A 21,156-nucleotide genomic window follows, 5' to 3' on the forward strand; every position below is an offset into this window, starting at 1 on the left:
CGCCCGTAGCTCAATTGGATAGAGCGTCTGACTACGGATCAGAAGGTTGTGGGTTCGACTCCTGCCGGGCGCGCCAATATATATACGGGAAGTAGCTCAGCTTGGTAGAGCACTTGGTTTGGGACCAAGGGGTCGCAGGTTCGAATCCTGTCTTCCCGACCAGTTATTAATAAAAATTTGGGGCCTTAGCTCAGCTGGGAGAGCGCCTGCCTTGCACGCAGGAGGTCAGCGGTTCGATCCCGCTAGGCTCCACCAAATATAAAATTTTCTTTTAAAGTTCCTGGCGGCGTAGCTCAGCTGGCTAGAGCATTCGGTTCATACCCGAAAGGTCGTGGGTTCGACTCCCTCTGCCGCCATCTTAAGGACCTTTAGCTCAGTTGGTTAGAGCAGACGGCTCATAACCGTCCGGTCGCAGGTTCGAGTCCTGCAAGGTCCACCAACATAATTTTTCGGAGGAATACCCAAGTCTGGCTGAAGGGATCGGTCTTGAAAACCGACAGGCGGGTCATACCGCGCGGGGGTTCGAATCCCTCTTCCTCCTCCATCTTATTGTTAGTGGGAAATTATACATAACGTCGACTTCAAGTAAGCTTGGAAGACGGAAAAGTTATTAAATACATAGTTGATTTAAATTTCAACTACTCTTATTGTCGCGGGGTGGAGCAGTTCGGTAGCTCGTCGGGCTCATAACCCGAAGGTCACAGGTTCAAATCCTGTCCCCGCAACCAAATGGTCCCGTGGTGTAGCGGTTAACATGCCTGCCTGTCACGCAGGAGATCGCCGGTTCGATCCCGGTCGGGACCGCCATTTATTATTCAATATGTTAGAGATTTAGGATAAGCAAGCAAATCGAGGATGCAATCGAACGAAAGAAGGAGCGTACTAAAGTACGTGACTGAATGAGTGAGTGAAGCTGACAAAGAGTTGTGCCGCTTAGCATAAATCGAAGAGGCTCAGTAGCTCAGTCGGTAGAGCAAAGGACTGAAAATCCTTGTGTCGGCGGTTCGATTCCGTCCTGAGCCACCATTTATCACGCGGGTGTAGTTTAGTGGTAAAACCTCAGCCTTCCAAGCTGATGATGAGAGTTCGATTCTCTTCACCCGCTCCAATTAATGGGCCTATAGCTCAGCTGGTTAGAGCGCACGCCTGATAAGCGTGAGGTCGATGGTTCGAGTCCATTTAGGCCCACCATTATTCCGAAGTAGCTCAGTGGTAGAGCAATCGGCTGTTAACCGATTGGTCGTAGGTTCGAGTCCTACCTTCGGAGCCATATATATGGGGAAGTACTCAAGTGGCTGAAGAGGCGCCCCTGCTAAGGGTGTAGGTCGGGCAACCGGCGCGAGGGTTCAAATCCCTCCTTCTCCGCCATATATAAGGCCCCTTGGTCAAGCGGTTAAGACACCGCCCTTTCACGGCGGTAACACGGGTTCGAATCCCGTAGGGGTCATAACTGTAAAAAGACAATCACTTCGGTGGTTGTCTTTTTTATTGTGCCTTTATGATATGTAAGGATTGTTATAACATTGTAAATCCAGGCGGGAAGAAGTATCAAGAAAAGTGAATCTATGCTGCACTTATTCGTGAATTTCCTTTCAAATATTGTTAGCAGAACGATTACACTAAAGTGATCCATTATAGCATTTGGGCATTATCTTCTTGTGAAGAGATTTACTTCTAAAAGTTCTTCCACCGACCGATTATTGAAGAGAACCGTCCGATTATCAGGTAAAACCGACCGATTATTGAAGAGAACCAACCGATTATTTTGCCTAACCGACCGATTATTAAACAAAACCGTCCGATTCTAAAGAAACTACGCGAAATCAATTATTTGGTTAGACTTTTCTTTCTTCGTTTACACTTCTGCAACCTCTAACTTAAACTTCACAAATAAAAAAGCCAGGAAGGGTTAACTTCCTGACTGACCATCATAGTAAAAATCCTATTAACAAGCCAATTCCTAAAAGAAATACGAAAATGGTATTCGTAAGAGCGGTGTTTTTCATTGCTAATCCGACTTCGAGGTGATTCTCTTTTGCTTTAAATAGTTTTATAGCATCTATTGGTTTCTTTGCACTTAGTAAGACTAGTAAAGCCCAAGGTGTAAGAATCTGAAGTATTACTAATAAGATGATCCATACATAAGAAACGATAAAAAATAGGGCTAACACATTAATAGCATTGTCTCTACCTATTAAGATAGCCATTGTTTTTCTACCGCCTTTTGTATCCTCTACAATATCTCGAATATTATTAGAAAGCATAATAGCAGCGACAAGCAGAGTGCTAGGGATAGATAGGAACAAGGCAAAGTTTGGTATAGAACCTACCTGAATGTATGTAGCAATTAAAACAATAAACATTCCCATAACCACACCACTGAATAGTTCTCCAAACGGTGTATAAGCTATTGGGTAAGGTCCACCAGTATATAAGTATCCAATGAGCATACAAACGGCTCCAACGATCAATAAAAGCCAAGATGATTGGGAACAAATATAAATACCTAACAGAGCGGCTAGGACGTATAGTACTAAGGCTAATTGAAGCACGGTCTTTGGTTTAACACCATTGCGGACTATCGCGCCACCAATGCCGATAGATTCTTCACTATCTAGACCTCTTTCAAAGTCGTAGTACTCATTAAACATATTCGTAGCAGCTTGTATAAACAAGCACGCAATGAGCATTGCTAAGAATAAAGGCCAATCAATATTTACGTAATAAAGGGCAATCATTGTACCTAAAAAGACAGGCGCAAACGATGCAGTTAACGTGTGTGGTCTTGTTAACTTCCACCATATACGCCAGCCTTTATCAGCTTGTAGTTCTTGTGACATATAAATTTCTCTCCTTTTAAAGAATCAACTTCAATTTTAGCATACATTTGTAGCTAAATGTGTGCCGAAACGTGGAGAAAGTTGTATGATAAAGGGTAGAGTAATAAAACATGAACTTAAATTAGCAGGTAATTTATACGGAGGTCATATATATGCCGAACACCACCGGGCAAAATAAATCAACATTACGTTTTTATACCGAAACAATAGAAGTATCTAGAATGTCTGCTCATGCTTTTTTTGAAGCTGGGGAGGATTACTATAAAGGGAAACGATTCTTTTGGCAAAACAAAGAGAAAACGTTCACATTGGTTGGACTTGGACACGCCTATGTACTGTCTAATGATTTAGAGAAAAATAGATACAGCGATATAGCTCAAAAATGGGATGACCTTTGTGCTTGTTCATTAATAGAGAAAGCAGATGTGTCTCCAATTCTATTTGGTGGATTCTCTTTCGATCCTTCAAACAATATATCATCGGAATGGAATAGCTTCCCGTCTAGTTTTTTTGCCGTGGCTACATTTCAATTAGTTATACAGGACGATCAGGCTTTTGTAAGTATTCATCATATTACAGAGGAAGAGGACAGCTCTGCTGCTTTTGAGCGCTTACGTATAGAAAGAGATACTTTAATCCATACAGCTCAAGTGAAAGAACTGAAGGTCCATAAAAAGCCACAACTTCTTCAACGAGAAGATAGATTAAAGGAAGAATACTTATCAGCGGTTGAAACTGTAACGGAAAGAATTCGTAATAAGGAAGTAAACAAGGTAGTTATTGGGCGCTCCCTAAAGTTAACCTTTGATGATATCTTTTCACCATCTACAGCAATTTACAATGCATCGATGGAGCAACCTGAAAGTTATTTATTTGGTCTTGAGAAAGAAGACAAGACTTTCTTTGGGGCGACTCCAGAGAGATTAGTAAAATTGGAAAATGGCAAGGTTGAATCTGCTGGTTTGGCTGGATCCGTTCGAAGAGGAAAAGACCAAGTGGAAGATAAGAAGCTTGGAGATGCGCTATTATCGGATAATAAAAACTTAATGGAACATGAATATGTTGTTCAGATGATTAGAAAAGTATTTGAGCAGTATTGTGAGCAGGTTAAGATTCCAGCTAGACCAAAGCTTATGAAAATAAGAGATATTCAGCATTTATTTACACCTATAGAGGGGAAAATTAAAGGAAGCTCTTCTCTTTTCGAGTTTGTGGAAGCTATGCATCCGACACCAGCACTTGGTGGTGAACCTCGACAAGAGGCTATTGAGATTATTAGAGAATCTGAACAAATGAACCGTGGTTATTATGCCGCTCCAATCGGCTGGGTGAATGCCGAGGGAGATGGAGAGTTTGCGGTAGGTATTCGTTCTGCTCTCATAGAAAACCAATACGCGTACTTATATGCTGGGGGCGGTTTAGTTTCAGAATCTACCTCTTTTGAAGAGTTTGAAGAAACGAGAGTCAAATTCCGACCAATGCTTCGAACTTTGGGAGGAAATATGAATGACTAACGCGAGCTTTCTAACATCTTATGTAAATCGATTTGTAGAAACTATTAGACAAGCGGGCATAGAGGATATCGTACTATGCCCAGGATCTAGATCCACTCCTTTAGCATATGGTTTTGCAAAATCGACAGGCTTTAACTTATATAGACAAATTGATGAGCGTTCTGCTGGATATTTTGCTTTAGGAATTGCCAAAGCGAAAAAGAATCCTGTAGTTCTATTGTGTACTTCTGGAACTGCTGCTGCGAATTTCTTTCCTGCGATAGTGGAAGCATACTATGCAAGAATACCATTACTTATTGTGACAGCGGATCGCCCACATGAACTTAGAGAGGTCGGCGCTCCTCAAGCGATAGACCAAATTCACCTATTTGGTAAGCATGTCAAATGGTCGGTCGATTTTCCTTTACCTGAGGAAAGAGAAGAAAGCCTTGCGTTTATAGAGAGACATATTCATCGTGCAGTTTCTTCTACAAGGACTGCACCGATGGGACCAGTTCATATCAACGTGCCGTTTCGGGAGCCGCTATTGTTAGAAATGGATCGGCCAGCTTCCTTGTCTCAAATGCAGCAAACAGAACTAGGGAGGCTTATGCCAAGTAAAGAATGCATCCATTGGTATACTCAGTTAATAACAGACACAGAGAAGGGACTTATTATTGTAGGGGATTCCCTAAATTCAACAGTAGGTTTCTGGGAGTTTGTGAAAGCTATACAATGGCCAGTACTAGCGGATCCATTGTCGACGCTTCGAAGTAATGTGCCAATGGATTGTATGCATTTATGTATAGACCAATATGACGCTATTTTAAAAAGTGAAGCGTTTATGCAATCAGCTATCCCTGATGCAGTCATTCGTTTTGGTGCTCAGCCGGTTTCTAAGCCGCTTATGAAGTTTCTTGAGGCAAACCCTCCTAAAACCTTTATAGCTGTGGATGAAAGCCCATTATTTAGAGATTCTCTTCATGTCGTAACTCATCACTTACAAGTAGATCCGTCATCTCTTTGGTTACAGATAGAAGAAAAGCAATCATCTAGCTATCTAGAAAAATGGTCTAAGGCTAATGATATAGCAACGAATCATATTCAGACGTATATTTCAGAGCAAACCGACGAGGGTGCGTTAGCAGGAACATTATTTGAGGGACTTCCAGACAAAACGGATTTAATAGCAAGTAGCAGTATGCCTATACGTGATGTAGACACCTTTTTCAATAAAACCTATAAGGATGTCCATGTATATGCCAATAGAGGGACAAACGGGATTGATGGAGTCGTATCTACGGCTTTAGGTATTCAAGCAGCAACTAAAAGACCTGGCTATCTATTAATCGGGGATTTGGCATTTCTCCATGACGTAAATGGATTAATTGTCACTCGTTTTAGCGAAACAGATTTAACCATTGTTATTATGAATAATGATGGAGGAGGCATATTCTCTTACTTGCCACAATCTACGGAAACTAATTACTTTGAGCATTTGTTCGGGACACCTACAGGGCTTGAGTTTTCAGCTATTGCTACTATGTACGATGCTCAATATGATGTAGTACATACTAAGGAAGATTTTCAAGCTGTCTTAAGTAAGGATAAAACGAAGAATATACGTATGATTGAAGTTCGTACGGATCGACAAAACAATACAGAAACTCATCGAAAGCTTTGGGCAGCAATCACTAAGGAGCTGGATGTCACTTGGAAAGCTTAATAACCGTTAGGTCCATTCAGATGAAAGTTAAAAGGTACAATACAGGCGCCAAGAAGAAGGCGGTCCTTCTGCATGGATTTACTGGATCTAGTAAGACATGGGAGGAAGTTATCGCTTCTCTAGGTCCTTCTATTGAACTGCTAACCATTGATTTAATTGGCCACGGGGAAAGTGACAAGCCTGAAAATGCGAGTCGTTACTTTGCTCAGGAGCAGGTGGAGGATCTACATGCACTAATCCAACAGATAGGCTGGGATCATTTTACGCTTATAGGGTATTCTATGGGTGGTAGATTGGCACTTGCCTATGCAAGTAAGTATGAGGTCGACTGTTTAATACTTGAAAGCAGTTCTCCAGGCTTAAAGGATGAGGAAGCACGTATACAAAGAAAATCAGCGGATAGCAAGCTAGCTGAAAAAATTCTAGTAGACGGTGTTCTCGCATTTACAGATTACTGGGAGCAGATTCCTTTGTTTGATTCGCAAAAGAGTTTATCACTGAAGAAGCAGCAACAGATAAGAGAAGAGCGAATGTCTCAAACAGCAATAGGCTTGTCGAATAGCTTGAAGGGCTTTAGCACTGGAGTGCAGCCTTCCTTATGGGATAAGCTAGTCTCTCTTGAATTTCCAGTAATCATGTTAACGGGAGAGCTAGATAAGAAGTTCTGTGAAATTGCTAAAAAGATGTTAGCTATATTACCAAATGCTGACTGGAAAATAATAAATGGTGTGGGCCATGCAATTCATGTGGAAAATCCCAAATTGTTTGCTACAATAGTAGAGGATATAATTTTGAAGGAGGATGTAAGATGACTCGTGAATGGACAACATTACATACATATGAGGACATTAAATATGAATTCTATAATGGAATTGCTAAAGTAACGATTAATCGCCCAGAAGTGCGAAATGCTTTCCGTCCTAAAACAGTGATGGAAATGATCGACGCATTTTCTCGTGCTCGCGATGACAAAAACGTTGGAGTAATTATTTTAACTGGAGAAGGCGAAAAAGCTTTCTGTTCAGGCGGAGACCAAAAGGTTCGAGGTCATGGTGGATATGTAGGCGAGGATGAAATCCCACGTCTTAATGTTCTAGACCTACAACGTTTAATCCGTGTAATTCCTAAGCCAGTTGTAGCTATGGTAGCTGGATATGCAATTGGTGGAGGTCATGTATTACACGTAGTTTGTGACTTAACAATCGCTGCGGACAATGCTATTTTTGGACAAACTGGTCCAAACGTAGGCTCCTTTGATGCTGGATATGGTTCAGGCTATTTAGCTCGTATCATTGGTCACAAGAAAGCACGTGAAATTTGGTACCTATGCCGTCAATATGATGCAAAACAAGCGTTAGATATGGGCTTAGTTAACACTGTTGTTCCTTATGAGCAATTAGAGGACGAGACTGTTCAATGGTGTGAGGAAATGCTAGAAAAGAGCCCAACCGCACTTCGTTTCTTAAAAGCAGCTATGAATGCTGATACAGATGGACTTGCTGGTCTTCAACAATTAGCTGGAGATGCAACACTTCTTTATTACACAACTGAGGAAGCTAAAGAAGGTCGCGATGCGTTTAAAGAAAAACGTAAACCAGACTTCGGTCAATTCCCACGTTTCCCGTGATTTAGTAAGATATTTTATGATTTCTCTAAGCTGTCCTTTAAGGGCAGCTTTTTTTAAAAGATAGAAATGCATTTGCTTGTGCTTTACTTAATAAAGGAGTTGTTTATTATGTACCCTAATCTCTTGGTTAAACGAGCAAGTCTTACGCCAAATAGATTAGCTATCATATTTGAAGACCAACAATGGACATTCTCACAATTACAGCAGGAGGCAATAGACTTTGCCGAGAAGCTACATAAATTAGGTGTTAACAAAGGGATGAGAATTGCCATATTGGCGTCGTCCAGCCCACAGCTAGTGACAGTTTTACATGGCTGCATGCAATTAGGCTGTGAGCTAGTCATGCTTAATGAACGTTTAACAGAGGACGAGCTGATTTATCAATTAAATGATAGTCAGTCTGACGTATTATTAGTCGATCGGTTAGATAGAAGTTTGATGTATGGTAACCGGATATCCTTTAATCAGGTTACAGGAGCCTCAAACAAGCAATTTCAAATAGACGCTGAATGGCCAAAGGATAGAACAATCACTATTATGTACACATCTGGTACGACAGGGAAGCCAAAGGGTGTTCGACAAACACTAGAAAATCATGTGATGAGTGCAATGGGATCTGCTTTAAATTTAGGTGTTCAGCCTAATGATTGCTGGTTATGCGCAATGCCATTGTTTCATATTAGCGGATTTTCTATTCTAATGCGTTCCGTTCTATATGGTATGACAGTCAGCCTCCATACAAAGTTTGATGCAAATAAGTCTATAGAGGAAATTTTAAATGGAACAGTTACTAGAATGTCTGTTGTCGCTGTAACGTTAGAAAGATTGATTAGTGTGTTAGAGGAACGGAATCAAACATTCCCGGATACTTTCCAATCTATGCTAGTCGGTGGAGGGCCTGTTCCTCTCCATTACTTGGAGCGAGCGATTAAATGTAAGATACCTGTTTTACAGACATATGGTATGACGGAAACGTCCTCACAAACTACGACATTGTCTAGTGAGGATGCTATTCGTAAGCTAGGCTCAGCAGGAAAGCCACTCTTTTTCGCAGAAATACGTATTTCAGGAGAAAAGGAGATAGGAGAAATTTGTATTAAAGGACCACATGTTACGAAGGGTTATATTGGAGCAGCAGCTTCCACGGATCCACAGGATGATGGGTGGCTCCATACGGGAGATATGGGCTATATAGATGACGAAGGTTATTTATACGTCGTCGACCGTAGATCAGATTTAATCATTTCGGGTGGGGAAAATATTTATCCTGCTGAAGTGGAGCAGGCCATAGTTAAGCATAGTGCTGTAAAAGAAGCCGGAGTAACTGGTATTCAGGATGATAAATGGGGACACGTACCGATTGCCTTTGTTGTGCTGAAGAGCGAGGTTACCGAAGAAGAATTAAAATCATTTATGAAACCCCAGCTTGCTACATATAAACAGCCTGTCCGTTATTATTTTATCGAGGAGCTACCTAGAAATGCTTCCAATAAAATTTTAAGAAGAAAGCTTCATGAATATTTATAAAGCCGAGAGAACAGCTTTCTCGGCTTTTTTTACGGGTTATTCTTTTGCTATGAGGAGGGGAAACGTATGAGAATTCAAATTATAGGTGGATCTGGAACGGGGAAGAGTACATTAGGTGAATATTTTGCACACCGAGAGCAAATAAAATGGATCGATACCGATTCCTATCTGTGGAAGGACGATACGTTTCTAGAAAATAACCCAATTGAAATAAGAAGAGAAATGTATCAGCGAGATATTACTTCTAACAAGTGTTATGTAGTCTCGGGCTCTATTTTTTCATGGCATCCTGATGGCTTTTCCAATCGAGAACTTTTAGTCTTTCTGTCTTTACCGGAGAATGAAAGAATGGACCGCATAAGAAAAAGAGAAATTTCCCGTAAAACTAGTAAACAATCGTGGCTAGACGAGCATGGATTATATACGAACGACTTTATAGAATGGTGCAAAACCTACTTAACGGAAACCGATAAAAGTCAAGGAGGGACATATGTGGCACAGCGCTATGAAATGGAACTATCCCAAAGTCCCATCCTGCGGCTAGATAGCTCAAAAGAAGTCGAAGCGTTATACGATGAAATAAAACAGTACTTACGGATTCATAACTTAGATAGACTTTCATAATTAGAAAGTGGATGGCAATAAATTAGGAATCGGTCGGTTCTGCCATAAAATCGGTCGGTCACACCAATAATATCAGTAGAGCAACTAATATAGGTGACTCTTCATAATAAAAGAAACGCGAGAATGTCGTTATATCAACATTCTCGCGTTTCTAACTAGAAAACTTTCTAATTTAAAGCTGTTTTTAAAATTTCTAGATTTTTTTGCATTAAAGTAAAGTAAGTTTCTTCATTTGCTATATCCTCTTTAGAAAGGACACCTAGATTGTGGAGCACTAGGCTTTCTGCCCCAATTTCTTTTTGAATGACTTCTGTTAGCTTAGAGTTTACGTTTTGTTCAAAAAGAATATACTCTACATTTTTCTCTTTAGCCATGTCAATGATCTTAGTTAGCTCCTTTTGAGAAGGCTCCTGCTGAGAGTTTAAGCCCGCAATAGCAATTTGTTCTAGGCCATATGTGTCAGCTAAATAACCAAATGCTGCATGGGAAACAAAAAACGTTTTAGATGATGCAGCGTGAGACATTTCTTCAAAGTCAGTATCTAATTGTTGAAGCTCGCTAACAAGTGCTTGATAGTTCTCTTCAAATAATTTTTCATTTTCTGGAGAAACTTCGACTAGCTTGTTTTTTACTGTTAAAGCTAGATCTTGACTGATTTTTGGAGAAATCCATACGTGTGGATCGGTATCTCCGTGTTCATGGCCTTCATGTCCATCTCCATTTTCCTCTGAATCATGATTATGTTCGTCTGCTTCTGCAGAATCTTCCTCATGACCTTCGTGATCATGTTCATCTGTACCTTCCTTATCATGATGGTCATGCTCATCCTCGTTCACTTCTAAAGCACTGTCTGGCACGCCATCAATTACGGCTACCATTTCTACATTTTCCTCAGCTAAAGTCTTTTTTGCATTTTCTACAAATCCTTCTAGGCCCAAACCGATGTAAAAGAATAAATCAGCGTCAGCCAGAGCAATCATGTCCTTTTGAGTAGGTTCAAATGTATGCTCATTGGCACCTGGTGGATAAATAGATTGGACCTTTACTTCATTTCCTCCAATTCGTTCGGTGAAATATTGGAGCGGATAAACAGTTGTGTATATATCTAATTGGCCACCTTCTGCCGTGGTTGCTTCTTCTTGCTTCCCACAAGCAGTGATGAATAAAATAAACGTTAATATGCATAATAGGAAAAGACGTTTCAAATTTATCAACCTTTCTAAATAGTAATGATTACGTTTTAATGGATAAGAACTTTATTAGCTTACAGTATTTTGTTCAAAAAGGCAAGAAAAAATAGCCTTTGAATTATTTTTTCTTCAAAGGCCATTCTTCTGGAACTGGGTCAAATCCACCCTCATGAAATGGATGACATTTAGATATACGTTTAACCGTTAGGTAGCTACCTTTTATGGCACCATGTTTCTCTACTGCCTCCACTCCATAGTGAGAGCATGTTGGATAGAAGCGACAGCTAGGTGGAGACAATGGTGATATAAATTTTTGATAGAAGCGAAAAATACTTAATAGGATTCGCTTCATGCGTCTGTATCCTTCGGTTTAGGGTCAATAGCGGATATATTTTCTTTTGTTGCTAATTTATATAGAAAGGTAAAACCAACAATACTGAATATAATTGCTATACCTAAGATCCAAAATACCATATTTGCTCACTCCATTTTAATGTCTTATGTTTATTGTAAGAAAATAAGAGGTATATGAAAAGAGAAAGCAATTATAATTCTAGAGGAGAGTGTCAAAATTATGTCAGCAGCATTAAATAAAGAACTAAATAATCTAGTAGCAACATTTTCAGTCATGTATACAAAATTACATAATTTTCATTGGTATGTAAAAGGACCGCAATTCTTTACATTACATGCAAAGTTTGAAGAACTATATAACGAAACAACTTTAAATATGGATGAAATAGCAGAACGCTTATTAACTTTAGGAGGAAAGCCAACTGCTACGTTAAAAGAGCATCTAGAGCTTTCTGAGGTGAAGGAAGCAAATAATAAAGAAACTGCTGAGGAAATGGTAGAAACAGTTGTGAAAGACTATGATAAAATTATGAAATCCTTGAAAAAAGGGATGGAAGAGGCAGCTAAGGACGAGGATGATATGACAGAGGACATTCTAAATGCGATTTATCAAAAAATTGAGAAACACCAATGGATGCTAAATGCCTTTTTAGGGGATTCCAATAAATAATGGAATAACTGAACTTTATGTCGATAATAAGCTTGTAAGGGGGAATTATTTTGGATATTAACTCCATCATGTCTTCTCAGCTAGCACAGCTACAACAAACAGTTCAAATGAGTGTTATGAAAAATGCACTTAATATGGAAACTGTAGCAGCAGTGGAAATGCTAGAGAGTATGCCTCAACCTGCTACACATCCTTTTAAAGGGACAGTAGTAGACGTACAAGCGTAAGAGAAAAACATGTACCTTATATGGTGCATGTTTTTTTGTTTTGGGAACATACTACACGAAAAGGATGTGTGATATGACAGAAATTAAAGCTTACGTTTCGTTGAGTCAACGGAGAGTATACTTGTATCCAGATGAATCGCCATGGGAATATGAAATAACAGCAAGGCAGGATATTATCCCAGTTTTTGAAACTTTGTTTTATCAGCTGTATCACAAAGACATGAATACCTTTTGGAGAGCCCATGTGCCATTAAAGTATTATAGTAATGATTTTTCTAATGAAGAATATGACAACCGAATCAAGAAACTATATGCTCTAATCCACGAGTTTAGTGACAGAGAATCTCAAGCATTTATTGAACAGCTTCCATTTTTTAAAGAAAGTAGGCATCTGTAATGACTAAAAATGTTAATGGTAAAGGTAACGATACAACTACTTACCGCAATGCAAGCTCCCTTTTACATCTTTCTCCACAAGATAAGGCAAAGGTTAACGCTGGCCAAAACAGTCAAGAAGGCGGCAAAAATTATAAACAACAGGAGCAAGAAAAGTGGGAAGGTTAAGACTTGGTGCATTGCCAAGTCTTTTTTCTAATGATAAATTAGAAATAATTAGGAGGGTATATGGTTAAACAGCTGATTTTACTAATTGGACCTACTATCATGATCATTTTAGGTCTTGTCCTTATAAAGAATATAGCCATTACATTTTTGCTCTTCTATGGTTGGTTACTGGTTGTTCCAATCCTAGTAAGCTATAGAAGGAAATCACGTACTCGTTTACTATTCCCTCAACCGAAGTACTCGATGACTGTGGGGATTATAAGCGGAATTATTTGCTTAATAGCTATTTATAGTTTTGCCTACTTGCTTCAATCGATAGCTATAGATCAAGAAGGCTTGGAAGTAGCTCTTGTCCAATGGGATTTTACAGGAGCGAAAGTAATTTTCCTTGTACTTTTCCTTATTTTCATTAACCCTATATTAGAAGAGTTTTATTGGAGAAGGTTTATGTATGACCGATTACTACATCGACTTGGATCAAAGCTTACAATTATTATAACGGCATTTTTTTATGCCCTATATCATTTTGTAGTGGTCATGCCTATTTTCCATATACCTGTTTTCGCTACCTTGATGGTTTTCCTTGCAGGAATTATGTGGGGCATTTTTCGCTCAAGATTTCATACTATTGTTCCATCCATTGTCAGTCATAGTATAGCGGATTTAGGAATCATGCTTGTTTACTTGTTTATTATTATTTAGACTCCTGGTTTAGTTTTATGCTAAACCTTTTTTTATTTGCCTATGATAAACTTTTAAAGTAAATATAAGTCAAACAGCAACATCAAGCAATGAAATACAAGGGAGAGTACATACATGATTTCTTTTAATGATTTAAATGGATATAGGGTGGATCTTAGTTTTGAAAAAGGTAACTTTTCAATAGAGCCTCAGCATGTGCTCGTTTTAGCACAGAAAGGTCATAAATGGTTGCTAACTAACCATCCTAAAAGAGGGATAGAGTTTCCTGGTGGTAAAAAAGAGGTATATGAAACTATAGAGGAAGCTGCTATCCGAGAAACTTTAGAAGAAACGAATGTAGCAGTATACCGATTAGAATGGTTTGCCGAATATGTAGTTCATGATGTGAAACCATTTTGTAAGGCGGTATTTATAGCAGAGGTGAAGGATATACATACAGAGACAGTACATTATGAAACAGATGGAGCAGTCTGGCTCACGTCAAAAGATCTAGAAGCTTGTCCGAATTTAAGCTTTCATATGAAGGACAAAGGAATGGAAGCCATCCTTAAAGAGGTGATGAATTATGAAGAAAGATGGAACGATTGATAGAATTCGTGTGTATCCGTCTCCAAATCCGAACGTGTATTTAAAAGAAATTACATACTGGTCCTGTGGCTTACGGATAAAAGGAATGCTAGCATACCCGATTAAAGAGGGAAATTATGATGGAATGCTGTATTGCAGAGGAGGGATCCAAGGCGTTGGCATGGTTCGCCCTGCACGAATTGCTCAATTTGCTTCTCAAGGACTTGTTGTCTTTGCCCCTTATTACCGTGGAAATCGAGGCGGAGAAGGACGAGATGAGTTTGGTGGCGAGGATCGATGGGATGCCGTTTATGCGGTGGATGTATTAAAACAATTTTGCAACCCCGACAAAGTCCATCTATTTGCCTTTTCTAGGGGTGGCATGATGGCCTTATGGACAGCTGTTATAAGGGAAGACATCAGCTCGCTTGTTTCCTGGGCGGGAGTATCTGATATTTATCTCACATATGAGGAAAGACTGGATATGCGAAGAATGATGAAGCGCGTAATAGGTGGAACTCCCTCCAACCGTGAGGAAGAATATGAGGGAAGAAATGTATTAAATCAAATCGAAGAAATTCATGCACCTGTGTTAATCATTCATGGGAGAGAAGATGTGAATGTATCAATTGAGCATGCAAAAGTGTTAGAACAGGCTTTAATAGGGTATAACAAAATTGTAGAGACATGGTATTATCCAGACTACACACATTACTTTCCTTCTAAAGTCAATCGACAAGTAGTGAAGGACGTGTGTATATGGATGAAAAAACATGGAGGAGGCAAATAAGTGGGTCAGTTAGTTGTTAAAGTAGAGTCAATGAGTTTAGAGGAGAAGACGGTGTTCCCAATAGATTTAAGCTTTTGGGAGGACTTATGGGATCAGTATACGAATGAGTATTCGGAAGTAGTGATACATTGCTGGGCTGAAGAAGAGGAAGTAGTCAATGAGCTTTCCGAAAAAAGCTTTGAGGCACTGAATGAAGGGTTAATGAAGGTTTTTACCGTAAATTTAAACGATGAGAACAGATTATTTTTCCGAAATTATTCTCAAGATCCAATCGGGGGACTGAAATGGTTCACCATGTTTTTCAACACAAATGGGGAAGAACAATTAGAGATTGGGCAATATGGAGCTGAAATCATTTTTTCAAACGTAGATGAAGAAAAGGCTGAAGAGATAAAAGCAATATTCCCAATTTCAACTGAAATGGAATATCATGACGACTTTGAGGAATAGTATTCCTTTATATATGGGGAGAGGTAATGGACTTAGTCTGTTACCTCTTATTATTTTTTTCAGTTTATTACATATTAGTACGAGCTTTAATTTTCATTGAACAAAGAATGTAATTTCTCCAATATTTGCTCATTTTCATTGTAATAAAAATCATTTATTTGTGTAGTAGAAAAGGAGAGGGTTAAATTTTTCCCGTTAAAAAGATCAACATTATATAGAGAACCAACTTGCCCCTCTTGGTTTGTAGAAGGTTCAAATACTATGTTTTTTATACTATCAAGCCAAGAGTTTATAATTGATTGATCTGTAATCTCTTTAAGTTCTCCATTACCGTGTCTAATCTCTATTTTGGATACTTCTGTTAAGTCTCCTGAGTAAATCTCCTCAAACGTCATAGGTTCAAGCTTGGAACAGCCTGTGATGACTAATATCAGCACCATTGTGAATATTGCTAAGCAGAGTTTTTTCAATCGATTCCCCCCTTGTTCCACTAAAGTTTTATCTCCTAACAACCTCTGTTCCTGCCAGAATATCATAAAGAGATTGTTTTTTCTTAGTAAAAATGGCGGTCAAAATATATGCAAACATAAGTGTATAAATCAGTCCACCAACCAGATAGTAGGAGAGTGGTATTTCGCCATCACCTATATAAACGAGCCGATAAACAAGGAAATGTGACAACTCCCATGGTAAAAATTTTAGGCCGGTTCTAAAAGTTGCTCGGAAGAGTGTTATTGCTTCTCCGTTTTTATAAACCACTTGTATACCAGTTTTTCTTTTTCCAATAGACTGCCCTCCAATAGGTGAGTCAAAAACTATAAAATATAGCGACACTGGAAAAGTTACCATTAAAAAACCTGTAACCTGAGCTACTATTAAAGAACCATTGAAAAACGCTTGTAAAGATGGGAACAAGAATACATTGATCACAAAGAGAAGGGCTAAATAAACTAGTATAAAAATGTAATCAATCATGAAGGCCTTAAAACGGAGTAGAAAGGTAGCATTCATTCTCATTAACATAACCTCTTTCATATGGAGTTGTACGTATGACAAAGACGATGGACATTCACACTGTTTTAATTTAAATAGTAAGGGTCAAATAGAAGTATTTAGTGTCGTGTAATAAACTGCTTAAATCAAAAGACGCTTTAAAGGCAATATACACAGCAATGCCTACAAAAATAGTTATCATTGCGCTGCCATCTTTAAGCATCTTTCTATTTTTTTTATAAAGGATAAGCGTGGTAATAGTAACAATTAATAAATATGATACCGATGTAATAAGTTTTGCTAATACTAATTTACTGTCAATTACAGCATTCCTAAATTTTAATAAATCTTCTTTATTGGCAGTACTCTCTTCGATAATCGTTATATCCTCTTTGTATCTAACCTTCCATAAGTTACTATTCTTCTCTTTTATTACAGTGTATTCATAACCCAAAACTTTCCCCTCACTAATAACCCCCAAATATTCCTGTTTGTCTTCTTCACTTTGAGAACAAGCAGGTAGGATTAAGGTGATGCAAAATAACATTAGAAACAACCATTTCTTCATTTTTGCGACTCCCATCTTTTGATAATTTTAAGAGATTAGTATAGATCTATAAAGGCCCCTGATTAAGAGAACCACCTATTCATTGGTATATATTCTGCCGTTTGGTTTCTTCAAATTCTATGGAAAATAATCTAATTAAGATGTAGTGCTTAGGTTTATGATCGGAGTCCAAGCATAAGCGACTCAGGAGAGGGGATTTCCTAGGAAATAGTTAGCTGTGTATAGAGGATAATTGGCTTAAACAGCAGATATTTCTACAATGTAATCTCTATATGAAAACAGTAAAGACGCTCAGAATTTAAGCGCTTTTTTCTTTAGTTATACAGGTGTTTAAAAGAATATTCTTATCTTATTGGGTATTAGTAGTAAAACTGAATAAAGCGCTAAGTGAAATGCTCCATACAATTAGAATAAAAGATGTTGTCATCCAAAATGTATTTTTAGTAGTAGATTCATCCTTCTTTACTTTTTTTATTATTTCTATTAGGTTAAGACAAAAAATAATAGCTAATATCGGCATTAAAAAAGCTCCAATAATTATTAAGATTGTCAACATAGATTAATTTCACCTCCAAATTAATTAAAATCTTAAATATATACTATCATAAATTTCTCAATATTTCTAAAAATATCCAATAATAGAAACACTTCAAAACGGCACTGTGTTTTTCGTTTTTCTCTCCAACACAAACCCATTAGACATATTTAACTTTAATCAAAAAAAGCTCCGTCAATTTTACATTCAGAGTAAAATTGCAGAGCTTTTTGTTTTTAGAAGTAGGCTTTTTTTGCATTAGCCGCTTAAGTTTTAATTGAATTAAGCAGTAGGACCGCCTTTTAGTGATATCTCTTCAGAGACGCTTCCAAACTTTTGGAAGTTTTCGCGGAAGGATTGAGCTAGCTCAGATGCTTTTTGATCATAAGCCGCTTTATCTTCCCATGCGTTACGAGGGATTAATACCTCAGAAGGAACTCCGTCAATGCTAGTAGGAATATCTAATCCAAATACTGCATCTTTAGTTGTTTCTACATCAGTTAATTTACCTTCGATTGCTGCACGAACCATCGTACGTGTGTAAGAAAGCTTCATACGGCTTCCTACACCATATTCTCCACCAGTCCAACCAGTGTTTACTAAGAATACTTGAGCACCGTGCTCATCGATTTTCTTCCCAAGCATTTCAGCATACACAGTTGCATGTAATGGTAGGAATGGAGAACCGAAGCATGTTGAGAATGCAGGTTGTGGAGAAGTAATTCCACGCTCTGTACCAGCAAGCTTAGAAGTAAATCCACTCAAGAAGTGATACATTGCTTGCTCTTTAGTAAGCTTACTGATTGGAGGTAATACTCCAAATGCATCTGCAGTTAAGAAGATGATTGTATTTGGGTGACCAGCAACAGATGGATCCACAATATTATCTATATATTGAATTGGATAAGCTGCACGAGTATTTTCAGTTAAAGAGCTATCAGTATAATCAGCAGTACGAGTAGTAGGGTCTACAACTACGTTTTCTAAAACAGTACCAAATTTGATAGCGTCAAAAATTTGTGGTTCATTTTCTCTTGTTAGGTCGATACATTTTGCATAGCAGCCGCCTTCGATATTAAATACGCCATTATCAGACCAGCCGTGCTCATCATCACCGATTAGTTTTCTTCCAGCATCAGCAGATAATGTAGTTTTTCCAGTACCTGATAGACCGAAGAATAATGTTACATCGCCTTTTTCTCCAACGTTAGCAGAGCAGTGCATTGGCAAAATATTTTGTTCAGGCAATAAATAGTTCATAATAGAGAATATAGACTTTTTCATTTCTCCTGCGTATTCCGTACCACCGATTAAAACGATGCGTTTTTCCATAGATACAATGATAAAAGTTTCTGAATTAGTTCCGTCAACAGCAGGATTTGCTTTGAAGTTCGGAGCACTAATGACAGTGAAGTCTGCTTTATGAGATATTAACTCCTCTTCAGAAGGACGAATGAATAATTGGTGAGCAAACAGGTTATGCCACGCGTATTCGTTGATTACTTGAATGCTTAAACGTGAATCCTTGTCTGCACCAGCGTATCCTTTAAAGACGAATAGTTCATTTTTTTCCTTTAAATAGTTCATAACCTTTGAATATAATGCTTCAAAGTGCGAAGATGAGATAGGTTGGTTTACAGATCCCCAATCGATTTTGTCTTTTGAGATAGGTTCATCAACAATATACTTGTCTTTTGGAGAACGTCCTGTATATTTGCCCGTCTCTGCTTTAACAGCTCCAGTGGAAGTTAGTACTGCTTCTCCTCTTGACGTAGCTTTTTCCACTAATTGTGGTACTGATAATTGCAGGCTAATGTTGTTACCAGCTAACAATTCGTTCAGTTCGCTCACAGTATCGATTGAATTCATATAGTATTACCATCCTTTATTTAAAGTTTTTAGCTCTTCACGGAAACATCATAAAGAGGATTTTTCGTTGATATGTGAAATAGTATAACACATTAAACTAAATAGTCTACACTAATTAAAGCTCAAAAAATGATTTTTTTTAGTAATTGTGAATAAATAACAAATTTACCTGTTGACTTATTTTGCTAATATACGTATGATGGTGAATTGAACGGATACTCTTATTCCGAGCGTGTGGAGGGGTTCAGGCCCTATGAAACCCGGCAACCTGTAATTATACTTACGTTACAAAGGTGCCAAACCTGATACAAGGTGAAATTCCTTGATTGATAAGAGTGAAAGGTGTTTATGATATTAATCCCTTTCCTCATGTAACTACGTGAGTGAGAGGTTTTTTTATATTACATCGCCCTAAATCCTTGTGTGCCAAGTCCGAAACGGCTTCAAGTTTACTATAGGCTTGACATGGGAATGAGTACCGTATCAATTCCTGAGAGAAATCTCGCAGGACATAGGAGGGAATTTTTTTGACACAAAGACGATTATTTACATCGGAATCAGTAACAGAAGGTCATCCAGATAAAATTTGTGACCAAATATCAGATGCTATCTTAGATGCGATTTTAACGGAAGATCCAAACGCTCGTGTAGCTTGTGAAACAACAGTTACTACAGGTTTGGTTTTAGTTGCTGGAGAAATCACAACCTCTACTTATGTAGACATTCCAAAAGTAGTGCGAGCTACTATTCAAGAAATTGGATATACGCGAGCTAAATATGGTTTTGACTCAGAAACGTCAGCAGTTCTTACAGCTATCGATGAGCAATCGGTTGATATCGCTATGGGAGTTGACCAAGCACTAGAAGCTCGAGAAGGTTCGATGTCTGATTCTGATATTGAAGCAATCGGAGCTGGGGACCAAGGTTTAATGTTTGGCTATGCTTGTAATGAAACACCAGAGCTTATGCCACTTCCAATTAGCCTAGCCCACAAATTAGCTCGCCGATTAGCTGAGGTTCGTAAAGACGAAACATTAGATTACTTACGACCAGATGGTAAAACACAAGTAACAGTAGAATATGACGAAAATAACAATCCAGTTCATATCGATACGATTGTTATTTCCACACAGCATCATCCGGAAGTAACGTTAGAACAAATTCAAAAAGATTTAAAAGAGCATGTGATTAAACCAGTAGTTCCTACTAATTTAATAACAGACGAAACAAAGTACTTTATCAACCCGACTGGTCGCTTTGTTATCGGTGGTCCGCAAGGGGATGCAGGTTTGACAGGTCGTAAAATTATCGTAGATACTTACGGTGGGTATGCTCGTCATGGAGGAGGAGCTTTCTCTGGTAAGGATCCAACAAAAGTAGACCGTTCTGCAGCTTATGCAGCTCGTTATGTGGCAAAGAATATTGTTGCAGCTGGTCTTGCTGATCGTTGTGAGGTACAGCTTGCTTATGCAATCGGTGTAGCACAGCCTGTATCAATTGCTATTGATACATTTGAAACAGGTAAAGTATCCGAAGCAGATTTGGTAACTTATATCCGTGAGCTATTTGACCTTCGCCCAGCTGGCATTATTAAAATGTTAGACCTTCGTCGCCCAATCTACAAGCAAACTGCTGCTTACGGACATTTTGGACGTACAGATATTGATGCACCATGGGAAAGAACAGACAAAGCAGAGCTATTAAAGCAAAAGGCTGGTCTATAAAAGAGTCTTCTATTACAGAATGCCTCTTATAAAAACAGAAGGTATTAAGAGATTGATCTCTTAATACCTTCTGTTCTTTTTATACTTTTATACAGATGATCTGAGAACTAAGTGTA

At 38.5% G+C, this 21,156-nt stretch carries 23 protein-coding genes, 13 tRNA genes and 1 riboswitch; of the genes, 28 read left to right on the top strand and 8 right to left on the bottom strand.

Annotated elements, in window-relative coordinates:
- Positions 1–85 precede the first annotated feature (85 nt).
- The 13 genes from HF876_RS10190 (at position 86) to HF876_RS10250 (ending at position 1,447) form a co-directional block, all read left to right on the top strand.
- Positions 86–162 (top strand) — tRNA-Pro (locus HF876_RS10190).
- Positions 163–179: 17 nt separating this feature from the next.
- Positions 180–255, top strand: a tRNA-Ala gene (locus HF876_RS10195).
- A 27-nt stretch (positions 256–282) separates the two neighbouring features.
- Positions 283–356 (top strand) — tRNA-Met (locus HF876_RS10200).
- Positions 357–362: 6 nt separating this feature from the next.
- A tRNA-Ile gene (locus tag HF876_RS10205) sits at positions 363–439 on the top strand.
- A gap of 12 nt (positions 440–451) precedes the next feature.
- Positions 452–544: transfer RNA gene (locus HF876_RS10210), tRNA-Ser, on the top strand.
- 107 nt (positions 545–651) lie between these two features.
- Positions 652–728, top strand: a tRNA-Met gene (locus HF876_RS10215).
- 3 nt (positions 729–731) lie between these two features.
- Positions 732–807, top strand: a tRNA-Asp gene (locus HF876_RS10220).
- A gap of 143 nt (positions 808–950) precedes the next feature.
- Positions 951–1,026 (top strand) — tRNA-Phe (locus HF876_RS10225).
- 8 nt (positions 1,027–1,034) lie between these two features.
- Positions 1,035–1,108: transfer RNA gene (locus HF876_RS10230), tRNA-Gly, on the top strand.
- 6 nt (positions 1,109–1,114) lie between these two features.
- A tRNA-Ile gene (locus HF876_RS10235) sits at positions 1,115–1,191 on the top strand.
- A 4-nt stretch (positions 1,192–1,195) separates the two neighbouring features.
- Positions 1,196–1,270 (top strand) — tRNA-Asn (locus HF876_RS10240).
- 7 nt (positions 1,271–1,277) lie between these two features.
- Positions 1,278–1,368, top strand: a tRNA-Ser gene (locus tag HF876_RS10245).
- Between the two features lie 7 nt (positions 1,369–1,375).
- Positions 1,376–1,447, top strand: a tRNA-Glu gene (locus tag HF876_RS10250).
- Between the two features lie 481 nt (positions 1,448–1,928).
- Here HF876_RS10250 and HF876_RS10255 read toward each other — a convergent pair.
- Positions 1,929–2,840 (bottom strand): 1,4-dihydroxy-2-naphthoate polyprenyltransferase, encoded by a 912-nt coding sequence (locus tag HF876_RS10255; RefSeq protein WP_169359965.1) that lies wholly within the window; start codon positions 2,838–2,840, stop codon positions 1,929–1,931.
- A 152-nt stretch (positions 2,841–2,992) separates the two neighbouring features.
- Between HF876_RS10255 and HF876_RS10260 the strand changes: the two genes are divergently transcribed.
- From HF876_RS10260 to HF876_RS10285, 6 genes are all read left to right on the top strand, one after another.
- Positions 2,993–4,354, top strand: coding sequence for an isochorismate synthase (locus HF876_RS10260; protein WP_169359966.1), 1,362 nt, complete (start codon positions 2,993–2,995; stop codon positions 4,352–4,354).
- Positions 4,347–6,059, top strand: a complete 1,713-nt coding sequence (menD, locus tag HF876_RS10265) for a 2-succinyl-5-enolpyruvyl-6-hydroxy-3-cyclohexene-1-carboxylic-acid synthase (RefSeq protein ID WP_169359967.1) — start codon at positions 4,347–4,349, stop codon at positions 6,057–6,059. The genes HF876_RS10260 and menD overlap by 8 nt, the downstream gene beginning before the upstream one ends.
- Positions 6,047–6,871, top strand: coding sequence for a 2-succinyl-6-hydroxy-2,4-cyclohexadiene-1-carboxylate synthase (menH, locus tag HF876_RS10270; RefSeq protein ID WP_240949725.1), 825 nt, complete (start codon positions 6,047–6,049; stop codon positions 6,869–6,871). Before menD ends, menH begins: the two co-directional genes overlap by 13 nt.
- Positions 6,868–7,686, top strand: a complete 819-nt coding sequence (gene menB, locus HF876_RS10275) for a 1,4-dihydroxy-2-naphthoyl-CoA synthase (RefSeq protein WP_169359968.1) — start codon at positions 6,868–6,870, stop codon at positions 7,684–7,686. The genes menH and menB overlap by 4 nt, the downstream gene beginning before the upstream one ends.
- A 108-nt stretch (positions 7,687–7,794) precedes the next feature.
- On the top strand, positions 7,795–9,213 hold the full coding sequence (locus tag HF876_RS10280) for an o-succinylbenzoate--CoA ligase (protein WP_169359969.1): 1,419 nt from the start codon (positions 7,795–7,797) through the stop codon (positions 9,211–9,213).
- 66 nt (positions 9,214–9,279) lie between these two features.
- A complete protein-coding gene (locus tag HF876_RS10285) occupies positions 9,280–9,837 on the top strand; it encodes an AAA family ATPase (protein ID WP_169359970.1) in 558 nt (185 codons plus the stop codon).
- Between the two features lie 167 nt (positions 9,838–10,004).
- On the opposite strand, the gene HF876_RS10290 is transcribed toward HF876_RS10285, so the two are convergent.
- The 3 genes from HF876_RS10290 to HF876_RS19155 all read right to left on the bottom strand — a co-directional run bounded on the left by HF876_RS10290 (position 10,005) and on the right by HF876_RS19155 (position 11,501).
- Positions 10,005–11,042, bottom strand: a complete 1,038-nt coding sequence (locus HF876_RS10290; RefSeq protein ID WP_169359971.1) for a metal ABC transporter solute-binding protein, Zn/Mn family — start codon at positions 11,040–11,042, stop codon at positions 10,005–10,007.
- A 103-nt stretch (positions 11,043–11,145) separates the two neighbouring features.
- Positions 11,146–11,379 (bottom strand): membrane protein insertion efficiency factor YidD, encoded by a 234-nt coding sequence (gene yidD / locus HF876_RS10295; RefSeq protein ID WP_169359972.1) that lies wholly within the window; start codon positions 11,377–11,379, stop codon positions 11,146–11,148.
- The gene (locus HF876_RS19155; RefSeq protein ID WP_277347104.1) at positions 11,376–11,501 is read right to left on the bottom strand and encodes a hypothetical protein; all 126 of its coding nucleotides are present in this window, start codon (positions 11,499–11,501) and stop codon (positions 11,376–11,378) included. Before HF876_RS19155 ends, yidD begins: the two co-directional genes overlap by 4 nt.
- A gap of 100 nt (positions 11,502–11,601) precedes the next feature.
- Here HF876_RS19155 and HF876_RS10300 point away from each other — a divergent pair, with 100 nt between their 5' ends.
- The 8 genes from HF876_RS10300 to HF876_RS10335 all read left to right on the top strand — a co-directional run bounded on the left by HF876_RS10300 (position 11,602) and on the right by HF876_RS10335 (position 15,351).
- The gene (locus tag HF876_RS10300) at positions 11,602–12,051 is read left to right on the top strand and encodes a Dps family protein (protein ID WP_169359973.1); all 450 of its coding nucleotides are present in this window, start codon (positions 11,602–11,604) and stop codon (positions 12,049–12,051) included.
- A 50-nt stretch (positions 12,052–12,101) separates the two neighbouring features.
- Positions 12,102–12,278, top strand: a complete 177-nt coding sequence (locus HF876_RS10305; RefSeq protein ID WP_169359974.1) for a putative motility protein — start codon at positions 12,102–12,104, stop codon at positions 12,276–12,278.
- Positions 12,279–12,351: 73 nt separating this feature from the next.
- Positions 12,352–12,675, top strand: coding sequence for a transposase (locus HF876_RS10310; RefSeq protein WP_169359975.1), 324 nt, complete (start codon positions 12,352–12,354; stop codon positions 12,673–12,675).
- Positions 12,675–12,842, top strand: coding sequence for a hypothetical protein (locus HF876_RS10315; RefSeq protein ID WP_169359976.1), 168 nt, complete (start codon positions 12,675–12,677; stop codon positions 12,840–12,842). Before HF876_RS10310 ends, HF876_RS10315 begins: the two co-directional genes overlap by 1 nt.
- 60 nt (positions 12,843–12,902) lie before the next feature.
- On the top strand, positions 12,903–13,544 hold the full coding sequence (locus HF876_RS10320) for a CPBP family intramembrane glutamic endopeptidase (RefSeq protein WP_169359977.1): 642 nt from the start codon (positions 12,903–12,905) through the stop codon (positions 13,542–13,544).
- A gap of 114 nt (positions 13,545–13,658) precedes the next feature.
- Positions 13,659–14,132, top strand: a complete 474-nt coding sequence (locus HF876_RS10325; protein WP_169359978.1) for an NUDIX domain-containing protein — start codon at positions 13,659–13,661, stop codon at positions 14,130–14,132.
- Positions 14,110–14,901, top strand: a complete 792-nt coding sequence (locus tag HF876_RS10330; RefSeq protein ID WP_169359979.1) for an alpha/beta hydrolase family protein — start codon at positions 14,110–14,112, stop codon at positions 14,899–14,901. Before HF876_RS10325 ends, HF876_RS10330 begins: the two co-directional genes overlap by 23 nt.
- On the top strand, positions 14,902–15,351 hold the full coding sequence (locus HF876_RS10335) for a hypothetical protein (protein ID WP_169359980.1): 450 nt from the start codon (positions 14,902–14,904) through the stop codon (positions 15,349–15,351).
- An 86-nt stretch (positions 15,352–15,437) separates the two neighbouring features.
- On the opposite strand, the gene HF876_RS10340 is transcribed toward HF876_RS10335, so the two are convergent.
- From HF876_RS10340 to pckA, 4 genes are all read right to left on the bottom strand, one after another.
- On the bottom strand, positions 15,438–15,821 hold the full coding sequence (locus HF876_RS10340) for a hypothetical protein (protein ID WP_169359981.1): 384 nt from the start codon (positions 15,819–15,821) through the stop codon (positions 15,438–15,440).
- Between the two features lie 28 nt (positions 15,822–15,849).
- Positions 15,850–16,368 carry an RDD family protein gene (locus tag HF876_RS10345; RefSeq protein ID WP_240949726.1) on the bottom strand — a complete coding sequence of 173 codons (519 nt, stop codon included), beginning with the start codon at positions 16,366–16,368 and terminating at the stop codon, positions 15,850–15,852.
- A 67-nt stretch (positions 16,369–16,435) separates the two neighbouring features.
- On the bottom strand, positions 16,436–16,912 hold the full coding sequence (locus HF876_RS10350) for a hypothetical protein (protein ID WP_169359982.1): 477 nt from the start codon (positions 16,910–16,912) through the stop codon (positions 16,436–16,438).
- An 817-nt stretch (positions 16,913–17,729) separates the two neighbouring features.
- Complete coding sequence (gene pckA / locus HF876_RS10355; protein ID WP_169359983.1) at positions 17,730–19,316, bottom strand: phosphoenolpyruvate carboxykinase (ATP); 1,587 nt, start codon at positions 19,314–19,316, stop codon at positions 17,730–17,732.
- A gap of 218 nt (positions 19,317–19,534) precedes the next feature.
- Positions 19,535–19,652: riboswitch (SAM riboswitch) on the top strand.
- Positions 19,653–19,843: 191 nt separating this feature from the next.
- Between pckA and metK the strand changes: the two genes are divergently transcribed.
- A complete protein-coding gene (metK, locus tag HF876_RS10360) occupies positions 19,844–21,040 on the top strand; it encodes a methionine adenosyltransferase (RefSeq protein ID WP_169359984.1) in 1,197 nt (398 codons plus the stop codon).
- Positions 21,041–21,156: the final 116 nt, after the last annotated feature.

The organism is Psychrobacillus sp. BL-248-WT-3 (genome assembly GCF_012843435.1).
Taxonomy (GTDB): Bacteria; Bacillota; Bacilli; order Bacillales_A; family Planococcaceae; genus Psychrobacillus.